The 25,772-nt window shown below is 50.6% G+C and carries 20 protein-coding genes and 2 pseudogenes; 12 read left to right on the top strand and 10 right to left on the bottom strand.

Annotation, left to right across the window (positions count from 1 at the left end; genetic code table 11):
- Positions 1-20: 20 nt before the first annotated feature.
- From nqrE to E7747_RS09450, 5 genes are all read right to left on the bottom strand, one after another.
- Positions 21-638, bottom strand: coding sequence for an NADH:ubiquinone reductase (Na(+)-transporting) subunit E (nqrE, locus tag E7747_RS09470; protein WP_123614271.1), 618 nt, complete (start codon positions 636-638; stop codon positions 21-23).
- A 39-nt stretch (positions 639-677) separates the two neighbouring features.
- Positions 678-1,307, bottom strand: coding sequence for an NADH:ubiquinone reductase (Na(+)-transporting) subunit D (locus E7747_RS09465; RefSeq protein WP_123614270.1), 630 nt, complete (start codon positions 1,305-1,307; stop codon positions 678-680).
- 72 nt (positions 1,308-1,379) lie between these two features.
- Positions 1,380-2,093 (bottom strand): NADH:ubiquinone reductase (Na(+)-transporting) subunit C, encoded by a 714-nt coding sequence (gene nqrC, locus E7747_RS09460; protein WP_123614269.1) that lies wholly within the window; start codon positions 2,091-2,093, stop codon positions 1,380-1,382.
- 53 nt (positions 2,094-2,146) lie between these two features.
- Positions 2,147-3,355: an NADH:ubiquinone reductase (Na(+)-transporting) subunit B gene (locus tag E7747_RS09455; protein ID WP_136415593.1), complete on the bottom strand. Its 1,209-nt coding sequence runs from the start codon at positions 3,353-3,355 to the stop codon at positions 2,147-2,149.
- Positions 3,356-3,385: 30 nt separating this feature from the next.
- On the bottom strand, positions 3,386-4,732 hold the full coding sequence (locus E7747_RS09450; protein ID WP_136415591.1) for a Na(+)-translocating NADH-quinone reductase subunit A: 1,347 nt from the start codon (positions 4,730-4,732) through the stop codon (positions 3,386-3,388).
- 361 nt (positions 4,733-5,093) lie between these two features.
- Here E7747_RS09450 and E7747_RS09445 point away from each other — a divergent pair, with 361 nt between their 5' ends.
- From E7747_RS09445 to metK, 7 genes are all read left to right on the top strand, one after another.
- On the top strand, positions 5,094-5,924 hold the full coding sequence (locus E7747_RS09445; RefSeq protein WP_136415589.1) for a MotA/TolQ/ExbB proton channel family protein: 831 nt from the start codon (positions 5,094-5,096) through the stop codon (positions 5,922-5,924).
- Between the two features lie 85 nt (positions 5,925-6,009).
- On the top strand, positions 6,010-6,726 hold the full coding sequence (locus E7747_RS09440) for an ExbD/TolR family protein (protein WP_123614265.1): 717 nt from the start codon (positions 6,010-6,012) through the stop codon (positions 6,724-6,726).
- A 5-nt stretch (positions 6,727-6,731) separates the two neighbouring features.
- Complete coding sequence (locus E7747_RS09435; protein WP_228449126.1) at positions 6,732-7,478, top strand: biopolymer transporter ExbD; 747 nt, start codon at positions 6,732-6,734, stop codon at positions 7,476-7,478.
- Positions 7,479-7,524: 46 nt separating this feature from the next.
- Positions 7,525-8,382, top strand: a complete 858-nt coding sequence (locus tag E7747_RS09430; RefSeq protein WP_136415587.1) for an energy transducer TonB — start codon at positions 7,525-7,527, stop codon at positions 8,380-8,382.
- A gap of 371 nt (positions 8,383-8,753) precedes the next feature.
- A complete protein-coding gene (clpB, locus tag E7747_RS09425; protein WP_136415585.1) occupies positions 8,754-11,342 on the top strand; it encodes an ATP-dependent chaperone ClpB in 2,589 nt (862 codons plus the stop codon).
- A 77-nt stretch (positions 11,343-11,419) separates the two neighbouring features.
- Positions 11,420-11,896 (top strand): hypothetical protein, encoded by a 477-nt coding sequence (locus tag E7747_RS09420; RefSeq protein WP_136415583.1) that lies wholly within the window; start codon positions 11,420-11,422, stop codon positions 11,894-11,896.
- Between the two features lie 681 nt (positions 11,897-12,577).
- The gene (metK, locus tag E7747_RS09415; protein WP_136415581.1) at positions 12,578-13,903 is read left to right on the top strand and encodes a methionine adenosyltransferase; all 1,326 of its coding nucleotides are present in this window, start codon (positions 12,578-12,580) and stop codon (positions 13,901-13,903) included.
- 180 nt (positions 13,904-14,083) lie between these two features.
- Here metK and upp read toward each other — a convergent pair whose 3' ends face one another.
- From upp to ybaK, 4 genes are all read right to left on the bottom strand, one after another.
- Positions 14,084-14,737, bottom strand: a complete 654-nt coding sequence (upp, locus tag E7747_RS09410; RefSeq protein WP_123614259.1) for a uracil phosphoribosyltransferase — start codon at positions 14,735-14,737, stop codon at positions 14,084-14,086.
- A gap of 99 nt (positions 14,738-14,836) precedes the next feature.
- Positions 14,837-15,727 (bottom strand): TIGR01212 family radical SAM protein, encoded by an 891-nt coding sequence (locus E7747_RS09405; RefSeq protein ID WP_136415579.1) that lies wholly within the window; start codon positions 15,725-15,727, stop codon positions 14,837-14,839.
- On the bottom strand, positions 15,724-16,800 hold the full coding sequence (aroC, locus tag E7747_RS09400) for a chorismate synthase (RefSeq protein ID WP_136415577.1): 1,077 nt from the start codon (positions 16,798-16,800) through the stop codon (positions 15,724-15,726). The genes E7747_RS09405 and aroC overlap by 4 nt, the downstream gene beginning before the upstream one ends.
- A 174-nt stretch (positions 16,801-16,974) precedes the next feature.
- The gene (gene ybaK / locus E7747_RS09395; RefSeq protein ID WP_123614256.1) at positions 16,975-17,475 is read right to left on the bottom strand and encodes a Cys-tRNA(Pro) deacylase; all 501 of its coding nucleotides are present in this window, start codon (positions 17,473-17,475) and stop codon (positions 16,975-16,977) included.
- Between the two features lie 164 nt (positions 17,476-17,639).
- Between ybaK and E7747_RS09390 the strand changes: the two genes are divergently transcribed.
- Positions 17,640-18,077 (top strand): GNAT family N-acetyltransferase, encoded by a 438-nt coding sequence (locus tag E7747_RS09390; protein WP_136415575.1) that lies wholly within the window; start codon positions 17,640-17,642, stop codon positions 18,075-18,077.
- 101 nt (positions 18,078-18,178) lie between these two features.
- Positions 18,179-18,637: a PH domain-containing protein gene (locus E7747_RS09385; RefSeq protein ID WP_136415573.1), complete on the top strand. Its 459-nt coding sequence runs from the start codon at positions 18,179-18,181 to the stop codon at positions 18,635-18,637.
- 245 nt (positions 18,638-18,882) lie between these two features.
- Here E7747_RS09385 and E7747_RS09380 read toward each other — a convergent pair whose 3' ends face one another.
- Positions 18,883-20,112: an ISAs1 family transposase gene (locus tag E7747_RS09380; RefSeq protein ID WP_228449125.1), complete on the bottom strand. Its 1,230-nt coding sequence runs from the start codon at positions 20,110-20,112 to the stop codon at positions 18,883-18,885.
- A gap of 310 nt (positions 20,113-20,422) precedes the next feature.
- On the opposite strand from E7747_RS09380, the pseudogene pnp reads away from it, so the two are divergent.
- The 3 genes and pseudogenes from pnp (at position 20,423) to recG (ending at position 25,741) form a co-directional block, all read left to right on the top strand.
- Positions 20,423-22,695, top strand: a pseudogene (gene pnp, locus E7747_RS09375) (polyribonucleotide nucleotidyltransferase).
- Positions 22,696-22,854: 159 nt separating this feature from the next.
- Positions 22,855-23,583 (top strand): IspD/TarI family cytidylyltransferase, encoded by a 729-nt coding sequence (locus E7747_RS09370; protein ID WP_123614252.1) that lies wholly within the window; start codon positions 22,855-22,857, stop codon positions 23,581-23,583.
- Between the two features lie 65 nt (positions 23,584-23,648).
- Positions 23,649-25,741 (top strand): annotated as a pseudogene (gene recG, locus E7747_RS09365) (ATP-dependent DNA helicase RecG).
- The last annotated feature ends 31 nt before the right edge of the window (positions 25,742-25,772 follow it).

The following is a 25,772-nucleotide window of genomic DNA, read 5'->3' as shown; positions in this document are numbered from 1 at the left end:
TGTGTGAATGCTTAATAATATCAAATCTTGATGCCGAGGAAGCTCATGAAGGCTATTCCCATGAGGGCCGTCAGAATGAATGTGATGCCCACACCGCGAAGGGGACGCGGAATATTGGAATAGGCCGCAATGCGCTCGCGGATGGCAGCGATGGCAGTGATGGCAAGAAGCCAGCCGAGCCCCCAGCCGCCGCCGGCACATATCGCAGTCCAGACAGAGGGAAAGTCACGCTGCTGCATGAAAAGCGAGCCACCGAGAATGGCGCAGTTTACGGCTATGAGCGGAAGGAAGATGCCAAGCGACGAATAGAGCGCGGGACTGTATTTCTCGACCGTCATCTCGACAAGCTGGGTCATTGATGCAATGACAGCGATAAACATGATGAGCGAAAGGAAGCTGAGGTCGACATCGGCATACTCAGGGCCAAGCCATGTGAGCGCACCTGCGCTGAGCACATAGGTCTGGAGCAGATAATTGACGGGAAGCGTCACAACAAGCATGAAAGTCACTGCCACTCCAAGGCCAAAAGCGGTCTTCACGTTCTTTGACACAGCGATAAACGAGCACATGCCGAGGAAGTAGGCAAAAATCATGTTGTCGACAAAAATCGACCGTATGAATATATTCAGATTTTCCACTTGGTTTTAATTTTAGAGCGTTGGGCGAATATGGTTGATTTAATTATCTTCCTGAAGATCCTTGTTTATACTGCGCTGAACCCAAATGATACAGGCGACAAGTATAAGAGCCATAGGAGGAAGAATCATGAGACCGTTGTTGACATAACCGGCTTCGTAGAAACTCTGAGGAATAACCTGACAGCCGAGCAGTGTGCCGCTTCCAAGAAGCTCACGGAAGAAACCGACGATGACGAGGATGATGGCATAGCCTATGCCGTTGCCGACACCGTCGAGAAACGAAGGCCAAGGTTTGTTGGCCATCGCGAAGGCTTCAAGGCGTCCCATGAGAATACAGTTGGTTATGATGAGACCGATGAACACCGACAGCTGCTTGGCGGCATCGTAGGCAAAAGCCTTGAGCACCTGATCGACGATGACCACGAGACCTGCCACCACCACAAGCTGCACGATGATGCGGATATTGGTCGGAATCGTGTTGCGGAGAATCGATATGATGACGTTGGCGAAAGCGAGCACCGCTATCACCGAGACACCCATCACAATCGCAGGTTCGAGCTTGGCAGTGACAGCAAGCACCGAGCAGATGCCGAGAATCTGCACCACTACCGGATTGTTTTTCGACAGAGGGTTGAAAAGCACCTCTTTATTATTGATTTTATCAGCCATGACGGATGAAATTTTTTTGAGTGTTGAGAGTGTTTTGACTGGATTTGTAAATTCTCACAATAGCCGCCGTGCTTAGAGAGCGGGCCGGGAGAGTCCCTGAAGGAATTTCTTGTAGGGAGTGAGGCAGTTGTCAAGCATCGCGCCGACACCTTTCGAGGTAATAGTACCTCCTGAAATTCCATCGACGTAATCCTCACCGTTGAGCGGCTGCTGCCCGGCCTTCACCACTGCGATTGGACGGAAACGGCCATCCTTAAACACCTTCTTTCCCTCGAACTGACTGCTGAAAGCAGGCTTCTCGATTTCAGCGCCAAGACCGGGAGTCTCGCCCTGATGGGCAAAATATGCGCCATAGATGGTCGAGCCGTCACTGTCAAAGGCGACATAGCCCCAAATCGGCCCCCAAAGACCCGCACCGTAGACAGGCAGGATATACTTGACAGCGCCGTCGGCCGTCGTACAGACAAAAACCGGCAGCTCGCGACGGTCGGCTGCGACTTTGCTCTGGGCAGCCACATTGACATCAAACGCCTTGACACCTTCGACAGTCTCTCCGCGCTCATTGACAACGAACTGGTCGGTGATATATTTGTCAAACTCCGCCACTACGTCCTTTTTGTCAGGGGAAATCAGTGCGGCATTCAGAATCTGGCTCATCTTGTCGGCATTGACATTGTCCTGCTGGCGTTCGCGCAGAGCAAGAGATGTGGCCGCGAGAGCAGTCCCGACCACCACCACAAGAATGATGATATAGATTATTGTATATGTATTGCTTTGCTTATTCATAAGTCGATGTGAAATTAAGCTTTATAGCTGTTGGATGAATTTGGTTTCCATGCTCAGGCGGCTGTACGCCTCTGACGGCGCATACGGCGCGAAACGTTCAGCTGAACCACACAATAGTCAATCAACGGAGCAAGAGCATTGCCGAGAAGCACGGCAAGCATTGCGCCCTCGGGATAACCGTTGTTGTATGTACGGATGATTATAGCGACCGCTCCGACAAGGAAACCGTAGATATATTTGCCGGGGTTCGTCCGTGCGGCCGTAACAGGGTCTGTCGCCATAAAGACAGCAGCGAAAGCAAATCCGCCGAACAGAAGCTGGTCAAGCGGGTTGAGGAACGATGCAGGATAGGCCGGTGTCTCGAACACGTTGGCAACCCATCCCATAAAAAGACCTCCGGCCACGACACTGAGCATAATGCGCCACGAAGCTATGCCGGTGGCGAGCAGCAGCAATGCTCCAATGAGGATAGCAAGCGTAGAAGTCTCGCCAAACGATCCGGGAATCAGTCCGAGAAAGGCATCCCATGTGCTGACAGGATTACCCTTAAGATTGAGCAATTCAAGATTGCCGCCGGTAAATGATGCGATCTGTCCGAGTGGCGTAGCTCCTGAAAATCCATCGGGAAGGTCGAAACCGAGGCCGCAGATCGAATTTGTAGAAACAAACACCTTGTCACCGCTCATCTGTGCAGGATAGCCGAAGAACAGCACCGCACGTGTCACGAGGGCGACGTTGAACACATTGTAGCCAGTACCGCCAAAAACCTCTTTGACAAAAATAACCGAGAAGGCAGTGGCGACTGCAATCATCCACAGCGGAGTCTCAATCGGACAGACGAGAGGAATGAGAATACCGGTGACAAGGAATCCTTCCTGAATTTCCTCGCGACGCCACTGGGCCACGACGAACTCGATGCCGAGTCCGACCACATAGGCCACCACGATACGCGGCAACACCGCAAGAAATCCGTAGGCCATCAGCTGCCAAAACGGAAATTCCACTGCTCCGGCTGCCAGCCAGTTCTGATAGCCGGTATTATACATACCAAAGAGCAGACAGGGCATCAGTGCCAGCACCACTATTATCATCACTCGTTTTGAATCGAGGCTGTCGTGGACATTCACACCCGAAGTCGAAGTGGTGTTAGGAGTATAAAGAAACGTTTCAAACCCGTCAAACACACTGCGGAAAGCGTGGAGCTTGCCGTCAGGCTCAAAGTTAGGCTTGATTCTATTTAAATAATTTCTTAGCGCTTTCATTGTTGGAATGTTAATTCTTAAAAACAGAAATCAGACCTCGCTGCGGAGATAGTCGAGACCTTCACGGACGATTTTCTGAAGTTCCAGCTTGGAGGGGTCAACATATTCGGCAAGAGCGAAATCCTCAGGAGCTACCTCATAGATGCCAAGCGCCTCCATGCGATCGATATCCTTGGCAAGAATTGCCTTGATAAGATATTCGGGCAGAATGTCCATCGGGAAAACCTTGTCGTACTCTCCAGACATAATCATGGCACGGCGACCACCGTTGATGCGGGCATCTGGCGCAAACTTGCGACCAAGGAAACGGCCGATGAACGACGGGCTGACACTCATTTTCGAAGGACTCATCGAAGCCCAGCCCATGAACTCGTCTGCATCGTCGCCTTCTGGAATCACCGTCACCTGACGGTAGGGATAGCGGAGATAGCCGTCGATGCTCTCACGGACACCGGTCAGAACGTTTCCGGATATTATGCGCTGATGACAGCCGTCGGCCTTCAGTTCATCCTCAAGGACTGTAGAAAGCGAAGCGCCGACAACAGTCTTTTCCATACGCGGATCGCTCACCTCGCTGCCGGTCACAGCAACAAAAGCCGACCAGTCAGGCTCGCCCGTAAGCGCGAGATGCCCGATGCGGGCAAGCGTCACAATGTCGAGTGTCCACACGACCTCTCCCTTGTTGACCGACTCGATGGCCGCGATCTGCACTCCGGCATTACCTGCAGGGTGAAGACGGGGAAATTCCACAATTTCCGCACCTTTTATGTCGGGTATTGACGCCCCCTTTTCTATACCTATATATATATGGCCGTCGGTCAGTCGTGAGAGCACCCCTACTCCGGCCTCGATGTCAGCCATGCGGCCTTCGACCATGAACTCAAGAGTGGGGGCTAACGGAGCCGTATCCATAGCCGTCACCATAATCGAACGCGGTCGGTCGGCAGGGAGGGGAACTATATCATAAGGACGGCGGCGCATCATGGCCCACAGACCGGAAGCCATCAGGGCTTCAGTTACAGACTCGGCCGATGCATCGGCAAAAGGGGCAGACTTGACAGCAGTCTGAGAGACAGACGGATCAAGCTTGATGACAACACGCTCGATTTTACGACGCGCTCCACGCACGACAGCCTCGACCGTTCCGGCAGCCGGAGCGACAAGCTTTATTCTCGAATCGTTTTTGTCGTGTAGTAATGGTGAACCAACCTCGACTCTGTCGCCCTCGGCTACATCAAGCTTGGGCACGAATCCCGGAAAATCGTCGGGAATCAAAGCAACATGAGCAGGAAGAGGGATAGCGACTGGAGTCTCTGAGCGCAGTCCACCTTGAAGATTAAGATTTAAGCCTTTTTTCAGGCTAACAGACCTTCTCATCCTTGGAATTTATGTAAGTTGTACCTTATAAAAAATTGGAAAGCACAAAGATAATAAATATATTTGAATATAGCTTAATAAGTTTTAACTGAAAAGTATGCAAAAAATAAAAAAATTCCAAGATTCCGAAACACTACAATTTGTATTTTAGTTTGTTTAACGCAAAAAAAAGAGCAAAACGTTTGCAAACACCGATTTTTCCTTATAATTTTGCAATATCGTTTAAAAATTAGCTTTCATTCCGTGAAAGCTAAAAATCGATACCATAAGAACCTATTCCTTAAAAAAGCTAATCGAAGAGAATCATCAAAACTAATAACAAATAAACCAATAAACTTAAAATCTTTAGTAATTACAAATTATGGAAGCTCAAAAGCCTAATCCCACACAGCCTGCAAAGGCTAACGCTAAGAACAACTCCGGAAGCAACGTAGCCGGCATCAAGAACGCCTTCTTGGTGATCCTCGCTTGCTTTGTCGTAGCTCTATGTCTCTTCATTTTCTGGTTCGGTCACGAATCACACTTCGAAGAAGGTCACCCCATCGACCTCTGGGGAACCATCTACAAGGGCGGTTTCATCGTGCCTATCCTCCAGACTCTCTTCCTTACCGTTATCGTGCTTTCTGTTGAACGCTGGATCGCCCTCAAGTCTGCAAAGGGCAAAGGCTCTATCGAAAAGTTCGTTGCCAACGTTAAGAAGTGCCTCGCCGCTAACAACATCCAGGGTGCAAAAGACCTCTGCAAGAACCAGAAGGGTTCAGTTGCCGCTGTTGTTGCCGCAGCTCTCGTAAGCTACGAAGAAATGGACAAGAACACTATCCTCACCAAGGAACAGAAGATTGCCAACCTCCAGAAGACAGTTGAAGAAGCAACCGCTCTCGAAATGCCCGCTCTTCAGCAGAACCTTCCCATCGTTGCAACCCTCACCACTCTCGGTACTCTCGTCGGTCTTCTCGGTACTGTGATGGGTATGATCAAGTCATTCCAGGCACTCGCCGCTTCAGGTGCACCTGACTCAACCGAACTTTCTACCGGTATTTCTGAGGCACTTATCAACACAGCCTTCGGTATCGCAACCGGTGCATTCGCTGTAATCTCTTACAACTTCTACACCAACAAGATTGACAATCTCACCTACGCTATCGACGAGATTGGTTTCTCTATCGTGCAGACATTTGCAGCAACTCACTAATCCTACGTTACTGTTATCACAACAAAGGTTTAAACCAACACTTTCATAAAACAAAGCAAAAACCTCTTATAATAGATAAAGTAATATGGGAAAAGTAAAAATGAAGAGAAAAAGCACCCTCATCGACATGACCGCGATGAGTGACGTGACTGTGCTCTTGCTTACTTTCTTCATGTTGACATCTACCTTCCTTCAGAAGGAGCCGGTCACCGTACTGACCCCCTCCTCTGTATCTGAGCAGAAAGTGCCGACCGCGAACCTCGCATCGATACTTGTAAGCCCAGAGGGGAAAATCTTCATCTCCATCGCCGGTGACGCAGACGCTGACACCAAGGACACATGGGGATCAGAGGCTCTCCGCAAGACGATTCTTGATGAAGCAGTAACGCTCTACAACAAGCAGCACCCCTCCAATCCGGTGCAGCTCTCTGTAGCACAGCGCGAAGCATTCTCTAAAATCAATATGTTCGGTGTTCCGTTCCAGGTACTTCCGCAGTTCCTTTCAATGTCACAGACAGATCAGGATAAATTTATCACTGACATGACTCAGAAGGGTGTCGGTATACCCATCAACGACAACAAGGACATGGAACACCTCAACGAGTTCCAGATCTGGATGCGCGCCATCTATAACTCAGGAAACGATAACCTTCAGAAAGCCATGAAAAAGGGCGAAGGTATCGCAGTCAAGGCCGACAAGGACACTCCCTACAACACTGTCCACGACGTGCTTGACAACCTCCAGAGCCTGAAGATGAACCGCTTCAGCATCATGACAGCTTTAAAAACTGAGCAAGAATAATCATTATGGCACAGATAGAACAATCAGACGGCGGCAAAAAGAAAAAAGGCGCCCAAAAGAAAATGTCGATCCATGTGGACTTTACTCCCATGGTGGACATGAACATGCTTCTGATTACATTCTTCATGCTTTGTACCACAATGATTAAGTCACAGACTCTCACAATCTCGCTCCCCTCGAACGAGAAAGTAGAGCAGAATCAGATGAACAAAGCTAAGGAATCAGAGGCCATCACCCTCATCCTGACTACTGAACGCAATGCCAACGGCGATGTCAAGAACGACGAAAGCGGCCGTCCGATGAATACGGTTTACTACTATGAAGGTATGCCCGACTTCACCGACGAAAACGGCGACGGAATCCTTGACAACAACAAGCTCAAGGCTGAGAAATTTGTCGGCAACGACGGAAAACTCCAGCAGGGCATTCGCAAGATCCTCCATGACCGCAACAAGCTGGTACTTGAAAAAATCGAAGTTGAAAAGTCGAAATGGCGCAACAAAGAGTTCTCGTCGATTTCTGCTATCAACGACTCAATCTACCAGGCACGTGCACGCGAGATCCGTAACGACTCTACGCTCACACGTCCCGTTGTGATCATCAAAGCCACTCCTGAAGCTTCATGGGAAAGCCTTATCAGCGCACTTGACGAGATGCAGATCAATCAGATTTCACGCTATCAGATTGACAACATCAACAAGAATGACTCAGCGCTCATCATTGACTACCTCGCCAAGAATCCCAAGAAATAATCTGTTGATGAATGATATATTAACCTTGAAAAATCTCTATTGAATTATGGCAAAAGACGTAGATCTTTCATCATCAGAATGGATTGACATTATATTTGAAGGTAAAAACAAGGATTTCGGTGCCTATGAGCTCCGAAAAGCCTCTGCAAAGCGCCACAACCGCGCGATGCTCGTGATTCTCATCGTCCTTCTTCTTGTAGCCGTCCTCGGACTCCTTGCAAACACTGTGCTCCAGAAAGCTGAAGAGCGTCCTGAAGACCAGATTGAGCAGGCCATGATCGACTACACTGCTGATGAGCAGGAAGAGGAAGAACCTGAAGAACCAGAACAGCAGCGCGTCGAAGAGCAGCAGCCCGAAGCTCTTCCTGAAGAAATCCTCAACACTGTAAAGGCCACAGAGCTCCAGATTACTCGTGACGAAGAAGTTGTTGAAGAAATCAAGTCTCAGGACGACCTCAAGGATACTGACACCGCCGTAGGTACCACTGACTTTGACAAGGGTACTGACGACCTCAACGTGGTGCGTGAACACAAAGAAGAAGTTATCGTCGAAGAGAAGAAACCCGAACCCGTGGATGACAATCAGGTCTTCACCGTGGTTGAACAGAAGCCCCAGTTCCCCGGCGGCGAGGCTGCCCTCCTCAAGTGGGTAGGCGAACACCTCCGCTATCCGGCAATGGCTCAGGAAAACAACATTCAGGGTAAGGTTGTCGTACAGTTCGTTGTAACCAAGACCGGTAAGGTCGGTGAGGTTAAGGTGATCCGTTCAAAGGACCCCGACCTCGACAAAGAAGCTGTCCGCGTCGTAAAAGCTCTCCCCGACTTCGTCCCCGGCAAGATGAACGGACATGCGGTGAACGTATGGTACACCCTCCCCGTGACATTCAAGCTTCAGGGCATCTAATCCCGAATCTCACCTAAACAAAGGCTACGGCCGCTATTCCCTTCGGGGCATGGCGGCCGTTACTTTTTTTGCCTCATTCCAAGCTGAGCCTCCTGCCGTGCTGAAAATCGTTATACAGGGAATGATGCCACTATCTCACATTGCGCACCCACTTCCATATCAGACCCTGAGGCCGCCTGACAATCATTTCCATGACAAAACGGCTCTTTCAGGCATGACAGTTCAACCAATTGGCATGATTTTTGTTAGATAGATATAACAGATTGCCGTCGTGTCTGTTTCATGGCTCAGCTCATGCGGAGAGACAGGCATCCCGCACAATCCCTTATCTGAATGGAACTAAATAAAAACTCACAACTTCAACATAGCTCATGAACTTCAATAATTTCACTATCAAATCACAGGAAGCGATACAGAAGGCCATAGAGATTACCCGTGGCGCGGGCAATCAGGCAATAGAGCCTGTGCATCTGCTTAAGGGAGTCATGACCGAAGGGGAATCACTCATCAACTTTATTTTCTCCAAGGTGGGAGCGAATGTTGCCACCCTGATGCGTCAGGTTGATGCCAAAATCGCAGCCGAACCAAAGGTGTCGGGAGGCGAACCCTATCTCAGTCGCAGCTCTAACGATGTCCTCCAGAAAGCGCTCGACATCGCCAAGAAACAAGGTGACGAATATGTCACCCTCGAAGCTTTACTCTTAGCCATTTTCACGGTCAACTCTCCGGCGTCGACCATACTAAAGGATGCGGGATTGAGCCAACGTGAACTTGAATCGGCTATAGCCGAACTTCGTAAAGGCAAAAAGGCTACCGACCAGAGTGCAGAAGACACTTATCAGGCCCTATCGAAGTATGCCATCAATCTAAACGAGCGCGCACGCGAAGGCAAACTCGACCCTGTGATCGGACGTGATGACGAAATCCGCCGCGTATTGCAGATTCTGTCGCGACGCACCAAAAACAATCCTATGCTCATAGGCGAACCCGGTACGGGTAAGACAGCTATCGCCGAGGGGCTCGCACAGCGCATCGTCAGAGGCGACGTGCCTGAAAATCTCCGCACAAAGCAGATCTATTCGCTCGACATGGGCGCACTGGTTGCCGGCGCGAAGTACAAAGGTGAATTTGAAGAGCGACTCAAAGCTATCGTCAACGAAGTGACAGGTGCCGATGGTGAAATCATCCTCTTCATCGACGAGATCCACACCCTCGTCGGAGCAGGCAAGGGTGAGGGAGCTATGGATGCGGCCAATATCCTCAAGCCCGCACTTGCGCGAGGCGAACTCCGATCGATTGGCGCTACGACGCTCGACGAATACCAGAAGTATTTCGAAAAAGACAAAGCCCTCGAACGCCGATTCCAGAAAGTGATGGTCAACGAGCCTGACGAAGCAGCCGCCATCGCCATCCTCCGAGGTCTGAAAGAGCGCTATGAGAACCACCACAAGGTGCGTATCCGCGACGAAGCGATTATCGCCGCAGTCACCCTCTCGGAGCGCTACATCACCGACCGATTCCTTCCCGACAAGGCCATTGACCTCATCGACGAGGCAGCTTCGAAACTCCGTCTCGAAATCGACTCCGTACCTCAGGCTCTTGACGAAATCATCCGTCTCATAGCCCAGAAGGAAATCGAGCGCGAGGCAATCAAGCGCGAGGGCGACAAAGAGAAGGTGAAGGAAATCGAGAAGTCGCTCGCCGACCTGCGCGATCAGGAAAAGGAATTCACCGCCAAGTGGAAGGCCGAAAAGGATCTTATCAACAAAATCCAGCAAAACAAAATCGACATCGAGCAACTCAACTTCGATGCCGAACGCGCCGAACGCGAAGGTGACTATGCAAAGGTTGCTGAAATCCGCTATTCAAAAGTACAGCAGAAAGAGCAGGAAAATGCGGCAATACAGGAACAGCTCAAGGTGATGCAGGGCGAAAAAGCCTTCATCAAGGAGGAAGTCGATTCCGAAGACATCGCCGATGTCGTGTCGCGCTGGACAGGCATTCCCGTCAACAAGATGGTGCAGAGTGAAAAAGAAAAGCTCCTGCATCTTGAAGACGAGCTTCACGGACGTGTCGTCGGACAGAACGACGCCATCGCGGCCATCGCCGATGCAGTCCGCCGTTCGCGTGCCGGCCTCAACGACCCGCGCCGCCCTATCGGTTCGTTCATATTCCTCGGCACGACAGGTGTCGGAAAGACCGAGCTTGCAAAGGCCCTTGCCGAATATCTCTTTGACGACGAGACGATGATGACCCGTATCGACATGAGCGAGTATCAGGAGAAGCATTCTGTCAGCCGTCTGGTCGGAGCGCCTCCGGGATACGTCGGTTACGACGAAGGCGGCCAGCTCACCGAGGCAGTCAGACGCAAGCCCTATTCGGTCGTGCTCTTCGACGAAATCGAGAAAGCGCATCCCGATGTGTTCAACATACTTCTTCAGGTGCTCGACGACGGCCATCTGACCGACAACAAAGGCCGGCTCGTCAACTTCAAGAACACGATTATCATAATGACCTCAAACATGGGTTCACACGTCATCCGCGACAATTTTGCGAAAATGACACCTGAAAACCGTGGCGAAGTCATCGAGAACACCAAGAACGAAGTGCTTGAACTCCTCAAGCAACAGGTCCGTCCCGAATTCCTAAACCGTATCGACGAAATCATCATGTTCACCCCGCTCAACGAGCAGGAGATTGAAGAAATCGTCGGATTGCAGATCAAATCCATCCAGCGCATGCTTGCCAATAACGGCATCACGCTCAAGGTCACTCCCGAAGCGCTCAAATATCTCGCGGAGGAAGGCTATGATCCGGAGTTCGGAGCACGTCCCGTCAAGCGTGTCATCCACCGCATGGTGCTTAACCAGCTGTCGAAAGACATCCTTGGACAGAAAGTCGACCGTGACCGCCCGATAGTCATCGACTACGATGGTTCAGACATAGTATTCAAAAACTGAAACCGTGGCAAAGCGGGCCGATAGACACGACACTATAAAAAACATATCTATAAACTATTTATAATTCTCAAGCAACTATGAAACGGATCCTTTATCTACTTCTCGTGCTTCCGTTGCTCGGACTCGTCTCATCGTGCAGCGATGACAAAGATTTGCCACAGGTCAGCCTCTCTATTGACTATACAGGTGCTACCGAAGCTGACGGCAGCCTCTACGTGGTTCAAGGTGACACACTCAACATCACCGCACTCCGCGCTATACCGGACGAAGGCACAAAGACAGCAACCCTCGGTGTCGTAGCCTATTTCTGGGACGGAATCCCACAGGGGCGCACCGCATTGTCGCCTTTCCCCATCAGTATCAATACAACTGACATGGAAATTGGCAAACATTACCTCGGAGTCAATGCAACAGTCCTTCAGGTCGACAAGGAAGTCGGTTTTGCAATCGCCCAGTTCCCCGTCACCGTCGTAGCAAGCCAATCTGACATGCCCGGCGAAGGTGACGGAGGCACAATCAACCCCGACACCCGTATTTCTGACAGCGAAAACTGATCCCGAACCATCTCATGGAAACAGGACAAAGCATACCACACTTCTAAAATCATGGCGTTTCTCTATCTCACAGATAAGAAACGCCATGATTTTGAAAATGTAAAAACATGAATAAGAGCTATTAATCCAAAATAAAATGTGTAATTTTGCCTCATCGACGTAGGCGACGTTCCTAACCGGCAGCTCATTGCAGTCGTATAGATACCAATTCAGTGGAACTTTTATTCTATCTTTTTCAGTCAGTTCGGGCGTTTGGCGATGCCTTTCACTTCTGAAAAAGCGAGAGTTACCCACTTTTCTTTTTACCTATTCTATTCTGACAAAACCATTGCGGTGATTCCAGAATATTTTTATTTTGGAGTTACCGCAATTTCTTTGTAACTTTGCACCCGAAAATCAAAGTGGACAAATTTGGCTGCTTGCAACCACTTCAAAAAATGCTAAAACTGCACCCCTCGCCACAGTGCCATGACTAATCCATCGGCAAAAGCTACGGGGGATTTCAGAAACTCTCACCTCTTGGTCTTCACAGAGGATTTAGACTTTTGAGATTCATATTGCGTGCCGGCAATCCGCGAGGATGAAGGCCACAGATGTGAAATGTTGAAGCAGGCAGCGCGAATCCACGCATTTTCAAGCCCACTTCGACATTTTATTTTTTTATATAAGCACCATAAACTTATGAAAACTTATCTCTTCACATCAGAATCCGTATCAGAAGGACATCCCGACAAGGTTGCCGACCAGATTTCAGATGCAATTCTCGACGAATTCCTTGCCCGCGACCCGAAATCGAAAGTCGCATGCGAGACTCTTGTCACAACAGGTCAGGTCGTAATCGCAGGCGAGGTCAAGAGCGAAGCATACATTGACCTGATGGAGGTGACACGCGATGTCATCCGCAAGATAGGCTACAACCGCAGCGCCCTGAAGTTTGACGGCGAGGCCTGTGGTGTGTTCTCTGCCCTCCACGAGCAGAGCGCCGACATCAACCGTGGAGTCGAACGCAACGAGGCTGAAGCCCAAGGTGCGGGAGACCAAGGAATGATGTTTGGCTACGCATGCAACGAGACACTTGACTACATGCCTCTCACCATAGACCTCTCACACCGTCTTCTTCAGGAACTTGCCGACATTCGCCGCGAGGAGAAAGAGATGACCCACGAAAAACGTGGCCGTGTCTACACCTACCTCCGTCCCGACTCCAAGAGCCAAGTGACAGTGGAATATGACGAGAACAACCGTCCCCTGCGCGTAGACACAATCGTTATCTCCACACAGCACGATGAGTTCATCCTCCCGACCGACGACTCCGACAGCGCGCGTGCTGCCGCCGATCGTGCTATGCAACAGAAAATCACTGAGGATGTGCGCAACGTACTTATTCCCCGCGTCAAGGCGAAGCTTCGCCCTGAGGAAGCAGCCCTAATCGGCGATGATGTGAAACTGCTTGTCAATCCGACCGGAAAATTTGTCATCGGTGGCCCGCACGGAGACACCGGTCTGACAGGACGTAAAATCATTGTTGACACCTATGGCGGACACGGTGCACACGGAGGCGGCGCGTTCTCAGGCAAAGACCCTTCGAAAGTCGACCGTTCGGCTGCATACGCCGCACGCCATATCGCCAAGAATCTCGTAGCGGCCGGCGTGGCTGACCGCGTGCTCGTACAGGTGGCATACGCAATCGGCGAAGCCCGTCCCGTCAGCCTCTGCATAAACACCTACGGCACAGCCAAAGTCAACCTTTCGGACTCTGAAATAGCGGCAATCGTAAACGACATGCCATGTTTCGACATGACCCCCTACGCGATTGAAAAACGCCTCGGACTCCGCAACCCCATATACCGCGAGACCGCAAGCTACGGCCACATGGGACGCAAACCGATGACAGTCACCAAGGAGTTCCATTCAAAATCTGAACCGAGCTTTACTCGCACCGTCGAACTGTTCACATGGGAAAAACTCGATGCAGTTCCTGCCGTGAAGGAAGCCTTCGGCCTCTAAGAAATATCTAATTATCAGGTATAAAAATTCAGAAATAACAAAAATAACAGACTTCATTTCTTCTGTCAGTCGGAGCGAGGAGATAAATCCCCTCCATTACCGTCGGCAAAGAACGAAGTCTGTTATTTTTGTTATTTCTGAATTTTTGTACCTTATTCCAGACCTTTACGGCTAAAAGTATTATTCCTTTATGCCATAGGCGAGGTCGCCGGCATCGCCGAGTCCGGGGACAATGTAGGAATGGTCGTTGATAACCTCGTCGATAGCACCGACCCACACTGTAGTCTTGTCGGCAGGGAAAGTAGCCTTGACATAATCAATGGCCTTGCGCGATGCTATGATCGAGGCGACGTGGACATGCGCCGGCTCTCCTTTGGTCAGAAGCGCGCGGTAACACAGGTCCATCGACGATCCGGTAGCAAGCATCGGGTCGGCAATGACGAGGGTCTTGCCGTCGATACGTGGCGAAGCTATATATTCGATAAACACATCGAAATTCTCTTTTTCGCGATACTTGCGGTAGGCCGAGACAAAAGCGTTCTGAGCATGGTCGAAGTAATCAAGGAAACCTTTATGGAAAGGTATGCCGGCACGGAATATTGTTGCAAGCACAACCTGCTCATCAAGCACCTGCGACGGGGCTACAGCAAGAGGAGTGGTAACATCAACCGTCTTGTAGCGCATACGTTTCGACATCTCGTAGGCCATGATTTCACCTATACGCTCAAGATTACGGCGGAAACGCAGCATGTCGGACTGCACATTGACATCGCGCAGTTCACTCATATATTGACTCACCAGCGAAGGTGTTTCGGCAAAATTGATTACTTCCATGATTCTATTAAGGTATGGGATTACTTATGTTTACAGAGACAAAATTAGAGAATTTTCATATCTGTAACAAATCAGCCCGGTAAATCAATGTGCAAAAAATCAAAAAAGCTCTTTACTAATCTTGTTGCCGAGCAGATTGGTAAACTGGTAGTTCTTCAGATTCCAGCGCGGATAAATCAATAATTCAGGGGGCGACTGCGAAACGAAGCGCTCGACGGCAATATCTTTCCGCAAGCGGCGGAGAATCCTGACACACAGATCTGCGTAGGACTCAGCGGTGAAACGTGGTATGTCGTAAAGTCCCGCTTCCACATCACGTGCCATGCGCGTCCCGCGTATGAGCTGAAGCTGATGAATCTTTACAGTGTCAACCGGAAGTTCGTTGACACGGTCGATTGTGGCGAGCATCACATCCTCGTCCTCCCCGGGAAGCCCCATTATCAGATGAAGGCCACACGGAATCCCGGCGGCATGAGTGCGCCTAACCGCATCGGCCGTATCGGCCCACGTATGACAACGGTTCACAAATCCCAATGTCTTGTCGCAGGCGCTTTCGGCACCATACTCGACCATTACCCATGCAGGAAGCGCAGCCAGACGGTCGAGAAGCCCCTGCGGCATGCAGTCGGGACGAGTCCCTATAATCAGCCCGACAACCCCGTCGACAGCCAAGGCTTCCTGATAAAGCCCCATCAGGCGGTCGATGTCATCGGAATGAGTATTCGTGTAGGCCTGAAAGTAGGCCAGATATTTCATTTCAGGATATTTGCGGGCAAAGAAAGCCTTACCCTCGGCCAACTGTGCGGAAACACTTAGAGCAGGAGCACAATAACCCGGATTGAATGACTGATTGTTGCAATATGTACAACCACCCACACCCTTGCTGCCGTCGCGGTTAGGACAGGTGAAACCGGCGTTGACAGCTATCTTCTGGACCTTTCCCTTGAAATGAGAGGAAAGGAAGTCGGAAAAATCCCTGTAAGCCTTCATAGACGGGCTGCACGGTTCAACAACACAGCGTCGAGAATCACCATCGCCGCCATCGCCTCGACTATAGGGACTGCGCGGGGCACTACGCAGGGGTCATGACGGCCACGCGCCTTGAGCAGCACTTCGCGTCCATAACAGTCAACGGTCATAAGGTCACGCATCAGAGTTGCCACCGGCTTGAACGCAACGCGGAAATATATGTCAGCTCCATTTGAGATGCCACCCTGAATTCCGCCTGAATTGTTGGCCGAGACCCCTATATTACCGTCAGAATCGACAGCAAAGGGATCAATGACCTCGCTCCCCCTGAGTCCGACACCTTCGAATCCAAGACCGTATTCAAAACCCTTACTTGCATTTATGCTCATCATGGCTTCCGACAATCGTGCGCCGAGCCGACCGAACACAGGGTCGCCCACTCCGGCCGGAACACCTCTGATGACACAACTGACTATACCGCCGATGGTGTCGCCCTCGCTCTTTACTTTCATTATAAGAGCTTCCATTTCTGCAGCCTTCGCCGGATCGGGACATCTCACCGCATTGCTTTCAATGAGACACAAATCAAGCCCGGAATAGTCACGGCCGAGAGCCACATCCCCGACCTGCGAAGTGTATGCCGTGACCGTTATTCCAAGCTGTTCGAGAGCCTGCCGCGCAAACGCTCCGGCAACGACACGGGTAGCGGTCTCGCGGGCGCTCGAACGTCCTCCGCCACGGTGGTCGCGCAGACCGTATTTTGCTGTATAAGTAAAATCGGCATGCGACGGACGGAAAGCTTCGCGCAACTGGCCGTAGTCGCTCGAATGCTGGTTCTCGTTACGGATGATAAAACCGATCGGACAGCCTGTGGTCACTCCTTCGAACAATCCCGAAAGAATCTCAACCGTATCGCTCTCCTTGCGGGATGTCGTGATGGCCGACTGCCCCGGACGACGGCGGTCAAGCTCGTGCTGCACACGTTCGAGGTCTATTCTGACTCCTGCGGGCATACCGTCTATCACTCCGCCGATTGCTGTTCCGTGACTTTCTCCAAATCCGGTGAAAGTGAATATTTTGCCGATTGTGTTCATTTCTACTTAATTCATAATGCCTAAGGTGTGATTCATGATGCTTGATATACGGAAGACCGATTTTATGAATCTATGCGTCAGGCATTGACTTTTATACTGATACTATTGACTTTTAATACTATGGTAGGTTTTTTCGGTAAAGCCGGGTCATAATGTCATGCCACCACCGGCAGCTCAGTCCTTTGGGACTGCGATGTCGGCCACCTGTGCCGAACAATAGGCTATGAGATCGGCCGGAGCAATCTTGAACTGAAGACCGCGCACCCCTGCCGAAACATAGATGAACGGATGGTCAAGCACTGTCGAATGGAAATAAGTCGGAAACGGCTTTTTCATTCCGACCGGTGAACATCCGCCACGAATATAGCCAGTCAGCGGCAAAAGTTCCTTCATCGGAATCATCTCCGCTTTTTTAGCACCTGCAGCCTTGGCGGCTTTCTTGAGATCGACCTCCATGTTACCCGGAAGGACGCATACAAAGTGTCCGCATCGCTCACCGTTAAGCACAAGGGTCTTGAACACACTGTTGATATCCTCTCCAAGTTCCTCGGCCACATGTTCAGCCGCAAGATTGTCAGGGTCAACCTCGTATGGAATCAGTTCGTAACTGATTTTCGCCCTGTCGAGCAGGCGCGCGGCATTTGTCTTAGACACCTTATCTTTTGACGTATTCATAGGTGCAAATTTACTCAATCACTGTCTATATTGCAATTTTCAGGGAGTAAAAAATTGAATATATCTCATAGGAGCTTCGCCATATCTGATTAAACATTAAAATCTTTAGAAAAAATCGAAAAAACCGAATTTGAAATTCCCAGATAATTGACTAATTTTACGTCATGGAAATCAATATCAAACGATTTGATGAACTGTCAACCACAGAGCTATATGAGATTCTACGCTGTCGTGCGGAGGTTTTTGTCGTAGAGCAAAACTGTCCGTATCAGGATCTCGACATGGCCGACATGCACTCCACTCATGTCTATATCGAAGACAACGGCAGGATAAAATCATATCTGAGAGTCATTGATCCGGGCATAAAATATCCGTCGGCGGCATCCATTGGCCGCGTACTGACCATGAGAGAATACAGAGGCGCGGGACTGACACACCTGCTCATGGACGAGGCCATAAAAATAGCCCGAAGCATGTCGCCAAGGATAGAAATCGAAGCTCAAAGCTATTTATGCGATTTCTATAAGTCTTTGGGCTTTGTCGAAGCATCGGGCGAGTTCATGCTTGACGGAATCCCGCATTTAAGCATGACAATGGAGTGATATAGTTTACGGAAAAGCCACCCTCCTCCATACAGAAAACAAATCCATTCGCCCACTTCCCGACAGCATACACACAGATGCAGTCATAGCCAAAATTACATATGGAAAAATTCAACGGTATCAGATACAACTCCCGCTGGGACAGCTCAACGTGGCTTATCATAGCCATAACAATGGTCTGCTGTGTTATTCCGTGCTTTCTTGATGACGGAATCGGCCCGATAATCATCTGCCCGATGATGTTGGTATTTATAATAGTAACGTTTCGCAGCGTCTACTACAAAATCGATGGCGACAGACTGGTGGTTTATCAATTTTTTATCCCTACAGCCTATCCCATCGACAAAATCAAGGAAATACGAAAGACAAAAAGTATCCTTTCAGCCCCAGCCACATCCCTTACCAACCGGCTGGCGGTGACATTCACCGAAAGGAAGGTACTGAAAAGCTCAATGCCTCTGATAATCTCCCCGGTGCGCAGAGAGGAGTTCATCAGCCACATTCTTTCAATCAATCCCGACATCATGGTAAATCTCGACAACAGGACATCATCCGATTGAACAGCGACACCACGACCGCCGACACCCACACACAACAATCACGTCAGATTTCACCCCGGAGACAAATGGATGACAGAGAAAGCGGTGCGGAGTTTTTTACATGTATTTTCACCGGCACATCACGGCTCTTTCATTTAAGACAAAAAATAGAGACATATCTTCCCTTACCCGGTTCATTTCGAATCGGGTAATTTTATTGATGTTGTATGTCAGGGATTTATCTTTTTGTCAAAATCTTAATTTTTTCATTTTTGGCACAGGAACCGCATGAGTTTAGTAAAGCTCATTGAGACATGCCTCATGAGCTCTGCCACTCCTTTTCTTTTGTCCGACCGCTTTTTGCGAAGCCCTTTCCATATTGAAAATACCGAGAGGACTATTCTCTGGATGGTGTCAAGATTGCGGGCAGCTTTAGACGACTTACGTTTGATCCTGTCTTGCAGGAGATTGACATCCAGCCCCCAGTGCATGCTCTCTATCGACCAGTGGTCTCGCACATATGCCCCGAGAGCGGGCGTGTCGGTTGGCAGACTGCTCACATACAGCCTTTTTTCGGAGGTATGCGCGCCTGTTGACTTCCTTACCGTGTCGGCTTCATATTCTATTATCGTCATATTGCCGCCCCATTTCTCCTTGTCTGCTATGACTTCAAGCCCGTCGTAGACACGATAAGTCCGGGTCTCGATTCTGCCGTGTCCGAGTTCCGGCCCTTCGGTATATGAATAGACGGGCGTGAGCCCCTCAAGTCTGTCTTCCACGCCGTAGCGCAGGGAGCGCTGGTTGGCCTTGAGTTCTATCAGGAAGTCACCGCCTTGCTCCCTGATTCTGTCGATTATCTCCTTCTGCATGGACATGGCGTCTGCGGTTACGATCTTTCCGGATATGTCGATTTTGTCAATCAGTACCGGGACTGCCTTTATCTCGTTGCTCTTTTCCTGACATGCTTCCGTTGCCACTGTAATGCCGGCATTGAAAGAATATGCCGACACAATATCCGGATTGCGCCCGTTTTCCTGAACGGTGCCACGCTCGGCCTTACCGTCCACACAGACTATTTCCCTGTCGCGGCACGCCTTAAGCAGCTCATTGCGGAAGCCCTCGGCGAACGCCTGCATCCTGTCGGCCATGGATAAATCGTCGACACCGTTCTCCACCCGACAAAGGGTAGCCTCCGAAGGGATTCCATTCTTCAGTAGACCCATTTTACGGAGTTTTTTGAGATTGTGTCTGCCGAACGCTATTATATCAGCACGTCCGACATACCCGCAGGTCCGTCCCAGTATCATCAGAATGATGATGTCACTGAACCGGTGACGGATGTTTCCTTTATCACACCTACGGAAATCAGGGACTGACCAGGCAAAATTCATCAGGCGTTCCAGGATACTGCCCTGTGGTATGAATTTATTTAGTACTTTTGCGGCATGATTGGGCTTACGTGCCTCAATCGAATGTTTTTGGTCAAGCGGATCCATTTTTTGCGTAACTATTTGATTTTTCACCTATAAAGTTACTAAAAATCTGCCGCTTGGCCAAATTTTATGAATGCTTATTTTATTAATAATCAGGGAAATAGTCACATCTATACACGCAGGATGCCCTCTATAAAATAGCACATTCATTGAGTGTGCAACGTATTCTTAAATGAAAGAGCCGTGCCGGCACATGGATATTTTTCAATATAAATAGGTATTATTTCCAAATAATTGCTATCTTTGCAGACTGAAATAAACTAAGCTGCAAAAACGAAGATAAACCTATCAAGCTGAAAAATACGAACAATTTATGAATCCAATCAAAAAAACCATCGAGCTGCCCGACGGTCGCACCATTACACTCGAGACCGGCAAGTTAGCAAAGCAGGCCGATGGAGCGGTAGAACTGCGCATGGGCAACACAATGCTCCTTGCGACAGTAGTAACGGCCAAAGAGGCCGGTGAGGGGGTTGACTTCATGCCCCTCCAAGTAGAGTATAAAGAAAAATTTTCATCTAACGGACGTTTTCCCGGAGGATTTCTCAAACGTGAAGGCCGCGCGAGCGACTACGAAATCCTGACATCCCGCCTCGTAGACCGAGTGCTCCGTCCACTTTTCCCCGACAATTACCATGCCGACACCATCGTGCAGGTGACCATGTACTCCTCAGACGGAGTCGACATGCCCGACGCTCTCGCCGGACTTGCCGCATCGGCCGCCATCGCAGTGAGCGACATACCTTTCAACGGTCCGATTTCGGAAGTGCGCGTAGCCCGCATCAACGGTGAGTTTGTAATCGACCCCACTTTCGAACAGCTTGAAAAGGCAGATATGGAACTCATGGTAGGAGCTACCTACGACAACATCATGATGGTTGAAGGCGAAATGAACGAAGTATCGGAAGCCGACCTCCTTGCCGCACTCCGTGCTGCTCATGATGCCATCAAGGTTCAGTGCAAGGCCCAGATGGAACTTGCCGAAGAAGTAGGCTCAACCGTAAAACGCGAATATTGCCACGAGACAAACGACGAAGAACTCCGCAAGGACGTGCACGACAAGTGCTACGACAAGGCATACGCCATCGCCAAGACCGGCAGCGCCGACAAGCACTGGCGTCAGGAGAGCTTCGACAAGATTTGCGAAGAATATCTCGAATCACTCCCCGAAGAGGAGCGCGAAGAGAAGAAGGCCATGGTCAAGCGCTACTATCACGATGTCGAGAAAGAAGCGATGCGTCGCTGCGTACTCGACGAAGGTATCCGTCTCGACGGACGCAAGACCACAGAAATCCGTCCTATCTGGTGTGAGGTTGACTACCTTCCCGGACCTCACGGATCGGCAGTGTTCACCCGTGGCGAGACCCAGTCGCTCGCAACAGTGACCCTCGGTACAAAACTCGACGAAAAGATTCTCGACGATGTGCTCAACCAAGGCCGCGAACGCTTCCTCCTCCACTATAACTTCCCCCCTTCTCGACCGGCGAAGCACGCGCACCCCGTGGCGTAGGCCGTCGTGAAGTAGGACACGGAAACCTCGCACACCGCGCACTCAAGCGCATGTTCCCCGATGATTTCCCCTACGTATGCCGTATCGTCAGCGACATCCTTGAATCAAACGGATCGTCGTCAATGGCAACAGTATGCGCAGGCACACTCTCACTCCTCGACGCAGGCGTGAAGATGAAACGCCCTGTCAGCGGTATCGCAATGGGTCTCATCTCCGACGGCGAGAAGTATGCAATCCTTTCCGACATTCTCGGTGACGAGGACCATCTCGGCGACATGGACTTCAAGGTTACAGGTACACGCAACGGTATCACTGCAACCCAGATGGACATCAAGGTCGACGGCCTCAGCTATGAAATCCTTGAAAAAGCTCTCAACCAAGCCAAGGAAGGACGTCTGCACATTCTCGATAAGATTCAGGAAACCATCCCCGCACCCCGCGAGGACTACAAGCCCCACGTGCCACGTATCGTCACCATGCTCATCCCCAAAGAGCTTATCGGTGCTGTCATCGGCCCGGGCGGAAAAATCATCCAAGGCATTCAGGAAGCCAGCGGTGCTACTGTCAGCATAGACGAAATCCCCGAAGGCGGCTATATCGAAATCGCGGCAGCCAACAAACCTTCAATCGACAAGGCCCTTGAAATGATCAATGCCATCGTCGAACTTCCCGAAGAGGGCAAGGTTTACCACGGCAAGGTGCGCTCGATACTTGAATTCGGCGCGTTCGTTGAATTCATGCCCAACCGCGACGGTCTGCTCCACATCTCCGAAATCTCATGGGACCGCCTCGAAAACATGGAGGCATCAGGACTCAAGGAAGGTGACGAAGTTGACGTGAAGCTCATCGAAATCGATAAGAAAACTGGTAAATACCGTCTGTCAATGCGTGCACTCCAGCCCAAACCCGAAGGTTATGTGGAACGCGAGCGTGCACCCCGTGGCGAGCGCGGACCGCGCCGTGACGGAGACCGTCCACGCCGCGACGGAGACCGCAATGACCGTCCACGCCGCGATGACCGTGGCGAACGCGGACCGCGTCGTGACAACAATAACTACGGTGGCCCAAGAAATTAATCCGAACGTTGACTTATCACATCATATCAACCACTGATTAAAATCAATCACGCCCTTAGTTAACCAAATTTTATAATTTACCATTGAATCAACGCCCCGGCGAGTCCCCGACACACGGGAGCTCGCCGTTTTTTTAACTGAAAGAATCTATCGGAAGCTATGTCTACACATTATTATAATAACAACCCAACATCCGCTCTGAACAAGACAGACAACGTACACATCGTTGTCGCCGCAGGGAGCGGCTCACGCTACGGAGGAAATCTGCCCAAACAGTTTTGTGACCTCGCCGGACGCCCACTGCTCATGACTACACTCGAACGTCTCCACTCCTGCACTCCGGAATGGAAACTGATTGTGGTACTCAGCACCGACATGACCGACGAATGGCTCGGAATGTGCAAGGACAACAGCTTCACTCTCCCGCATATCATTGTCAACGGAGGAGCGACGAGAGCCCACAGTGTCAAAAACGCACTTTCGATTATCCCGCAGGACTCCTCAGGGCTGATCAGCATCCACGATGCGGCCCGTCCGGTGATTACACCGAGTCTAATATCCGCTATAATCGACGGTGTGGAAGGGTGTGACGGAGCGCTCCCGGCCTGCGCTGTCACAGATTCAATCAGACTTGTAGGAACTGACGGAAACTCTTCGGCCGTCGACAGGTCGAAACTCCGCGCGGTGCAGACTCCTCAGATATTCCCTGCCGACAAACTCCTCAAAGCCTACGGACAGGAACTCCTGCCTGTATTCACAGACGATGCTTCGGTCATGGAAGCCGCCGGATATACAAATCTGCGCCTCGTCGACGGCGATCCACACAACATCAAGGTAACCAATCCCGGCGACATGGCAATAGCCGAACTCTATCTCTCACTCATCTGAACAATCTCCCTGATTGCAACCGAACAGCAATCACAACCACTCTAAACAAAAATAAGAAAGCACCTATGAACGGACTGCGAAGAATGGACATTAAATTCCTGCGCGGAATAGGGCCGAAACGAGCCGAACTTCTCGAAAAGAATCTCGGCATAAAGACCTATCATGACCTCCTCTTCCATTTCCCTACCCACTATATAGACCGCCGGTCGATATACCGCATCATAGATTTTGCCGGCGAGGACATGCCATCGCTTCAGGTCAAAGGCAAATTCATCAGTTTCACCGTGCAGGGCGAAGGAGCAAAGACGCGCCTTGTCGGTCTTTTTTCTGACGGAAGCGCGGTGATGGAGGTGGTGTGGTTTCAACGCATCAAGACACTGCGGCAGCTCTATCACACGGCCACGGAATACATCCTGTTTGGCAAACCGTCAAATTTCAACGGACGCTGGAGCATGGTGCATCCGGAAGTCGACACACCTGAGGCAGCAAGCGCCCAAGGTGGATTCAGGGGCGTATACCCTCTAACCGAACAGCTCCGCAACCGAGGATTCTCGTCGAAGACATTCTCAACAGCCGTCAGCGACATCCTGTCAGGCATACGGGAGATGGCCGAAACGCTTCCTCCGGAAATCATAAGCCGCCACAGGCTTATCGGAATCAGGGAAGCCATATCGGCCATACATAGCCCGCAGTCGCCGGCTCAGCTCGAACAGGCACGCCTACGTCTGAAATTCGAGGAGCTGTTTTATCTCCAGCTCGATATCCAGCGCTATGCACGCAAACGCAATTCAGCCATACAAGGCTTTCATTTCCCGCGCATAGGCCATTTTTTCAATACATTTTATTCGGAATTCCTGCCTTTTCCACTTACAAACGCCCAGAAAAGGGTGATAAAAGAAATACGTGCCGATATGGCGACTGGACGGCAGATGAACCGTCTGCTGCAAGGCGATGTAGGCTCAGGCAAGACCCTCGTGGCACTCCTCTGTATGCTGATAGCGCTCGACAACAATACACAGGCATGTCTTATGGCCCCGACTGAAATCCTTGCGACGCAGCATTTCGAGACAATAACCAAACTTGTGTCGGCGATGGGTATAAATGTCAGGCTCCTGACCGGCTCAACCCGAAAAAAGGAACGCGCCGTTATTCACGAACAGCTTTCGGACGGCTCGCTCCACATACTGATCGGTACACATGCCGTCATCGAGGACAATGTGCGCTTCCACAATCTCGGATTCATCGTCATAGACGAGCAACACCGTTTCGGAGTGGCCCAGCGTGCACGCCTGTGGACAAAAAATGTCATCGCGCCACACGTGCTTGTCATGACTGCCACACCTATTCCCGCACACTTGCAATGACTGTCTACGGAGATCTTGACGTGTCGGTCATCGACGAGCTTCCGCCCGGCCGCAAACCGGTTGTCACCCTCCTGCGCTATGAGGAGGATAGATTCAAGACATATCAGGGCATCGGACGGCAGCTCCGGCTCGGGCGGCAGGTCTACATCGTCTACCCTCTCATCAAGGAAAATGAGAAGCTTGACCTGAAGTCGCTCGAAGACGGCTATGAGAATATCTGCGAGACTTTCCGCGATTATAAGGTGGCTTTCGTTCACGGCCAGATGAAGCCGCAGGAAAAAGAGTATCAGATGAATCTTTTTGCCTCGCATGAGGCCCACATCCTTGTAGCCACTACGGTGATAGAAGTAGGCGTAAATGTGCCAAACGCAACCACCATGCTCATTGAAAACGCCGAACGTTTCGGACTCTCGCAACTCCATCAGTTGCGCGGACGTGTTGGGCGTGGCGAGGGCCAGAGTTATTGTATACTCATGTCGAAACGCAAGATAGCCAAAGACACCCGCAAACGCCTTGAGCTGATGACATCGACCACCGACGGTTTTGCCATCGCCGAGGCTGACATGCAAATGCGCGGACCGGGCGACATCGAAGGGACAATGCAGAGTGGCATACCGATTGACCTCCATATAGCCGACCTCGCGACCGACGGACAGATAGTACAGCTCGCACGCGACACCGCATGCACTATACTCGACTCAGACCCCGACCTCCAGAGTCCGGCAAATGCACTCATCCGTTCGCAACTGAACCTGCTGACAACACGCATCAGAGACTGGTCAAGAATCTCGTGAAGCAGACTGTGCCCAATAGCTGATTTAAGTG

Origin of the sequence: Duncaniella dubosii, from assembly GCF_004803915.1 — a bacterium.
GTDB lineage: Bacteria > Bacteroidota > Bacteroidia > Bacteroidales > Muribaculaceae > Duncaniella > Duncaniella dubosii.
The sequence above is the reverse complement of the archived record's forward strand: the minus strand, read 5'-3'. Positions and strand labels throughout refer to the sequence as shown.

What these genes read in the sequence shown, in the direction of transcription:
- clpB (WP_136415585.1), top strand. Translation starts at nt 8,754, where the DNA reads ATGAACTTCAATAATTTCACTATCAAATCACAGGAAGCGATACAGAAG.
- E7747_RS09390 (WP_136415575.1), top strand. Translation starts at nt 17,640, where the DNA reads ATGGAAATCAATATCAAACGATTTGATGAACTGTCAACCACAGAGCTA.
- E7747_RS09440 (WP_123614265.1), top strand. Translation starts at nt 6,010, where the DNA reads ATGGGAAAAGTAAAAATGAAGAGAAAAAGCACCCTCATCGACATGACC.
- E7747_RS09370 (WP_123614252.1), top strand. Translation starts at nt 22,855, where the DNA reads ATGTCTACACATTATTATAATAACAACCCAACATCCGCTCTGAACAAG.
- E7747_RS09430 (WP_136415587.1), top strand. Translation starts at nt 7,525, where the DNA reads ATGGCAAAAGACGTAGATCTTTCATCATCAGAATGGATTGACATTATA.
- upp (WP_123614259.1), bottom strand. Translation starts at nt 14,737, where the DNA reads ATGGAAGTAATCAATTTTGCCGAAACACCTTCGCTGGTGAGTCAATAT.
- nqrC (WP_123614269.1), bottom strand. Translation starts at nt 2,093, where the DNA reads ATGAATAAGCAAAGCAATACATATACAATAATCTATATCATCATTCTT.
- ybaK (WP_123614256.1), bottom strand. Translation starts at nt 17,475, where the DNA reads ATGAATACGTCAAAAGATAAGGTGTCTAAGACAAATGCCGCGCGCCTG.
- E7747_RS09465 (WP_123614270.1), bottom strand. Translation starts at nt 1,307, where the DNA reads ATGGCTGATAAAATCAATAATAAAGAGGTGCTTTTCAACCCTCTGTCG.
- E7747_RS09385 (WP_136415573.1), top strand. Translation starts at nt 18,179, where the DNA reads ATGGAAAAATTCAACGGTATCAGATACAACTCCCGCTGGGACAGCTCA.
- E7747_RS09420 (WP_136415583.1), top strand. Translation starts at nt 11,420, where the DNA reads ATGAAACGGATCCTTTATCTACTTCTCGTGCTTCCGTTGCTCGGACTC.
- E7747_RS09450 (WP_136415591.1), bottom strand. Translation starts at nt 4,732, where the DNA reads ATGAGAAGGTCTGTTAGCCTGAAAAAAGGCTTAAATCTTAATCTTCAA.
- E7747_RS09445 (WP_136415589.1), top strand. Translation starts at nt 5,094, where the DNA reads ATGGAAGCTCAAAAGCCTAATCCCACACAGCCTGCAAAGGCTAACGCT.
- E7747_RS09435 (WP_228449126.1), top strand. Translation starts at nt 6,732, where the DNA reads ATGGCACAGATAGAACAATCAGACGGCGGCAAAAAGAAAAAAGGCGCC.
- metK (WP_136415581.1), top strand. Translation starts at nt 12,578, where the DNA reads ATGAAAACTTATCTCTTCACATCAGAATCCGTATCAGAAGGACATCCC.
- E7747_RS09455 (WP_136415593.1), bottom strand. Translation starts at nt 3,355, where the DNA reads ATGAAAGCGCTAAGAAATTATTTAAATAGAATCAAGCCTAACTTTGAG.
- aroC (WP_136415577.1), bottom strand. Translation starts at nt 16,800, where the DNA reads ATGAACACAATCGGCAAAATATTCACTTTCACCGGATTTGGAGAAAGT.
- E7747_RS09380 (WP_228449125.1), bottom strand. Translation starts at nt 20,112, where the DNA reads ATGGATCCGCTTGACCAAAAACATTCGATTGAGGCACGTAAGCCCAAT.
- E7747_RS09405 (WP_136415579.1), bottom strand. Translation starts at nt 15,727, where the DNA reads ATGAAGGCTTACAGGGATTTTTCCGACTTCCTTTCCTCTCATTTCAAG.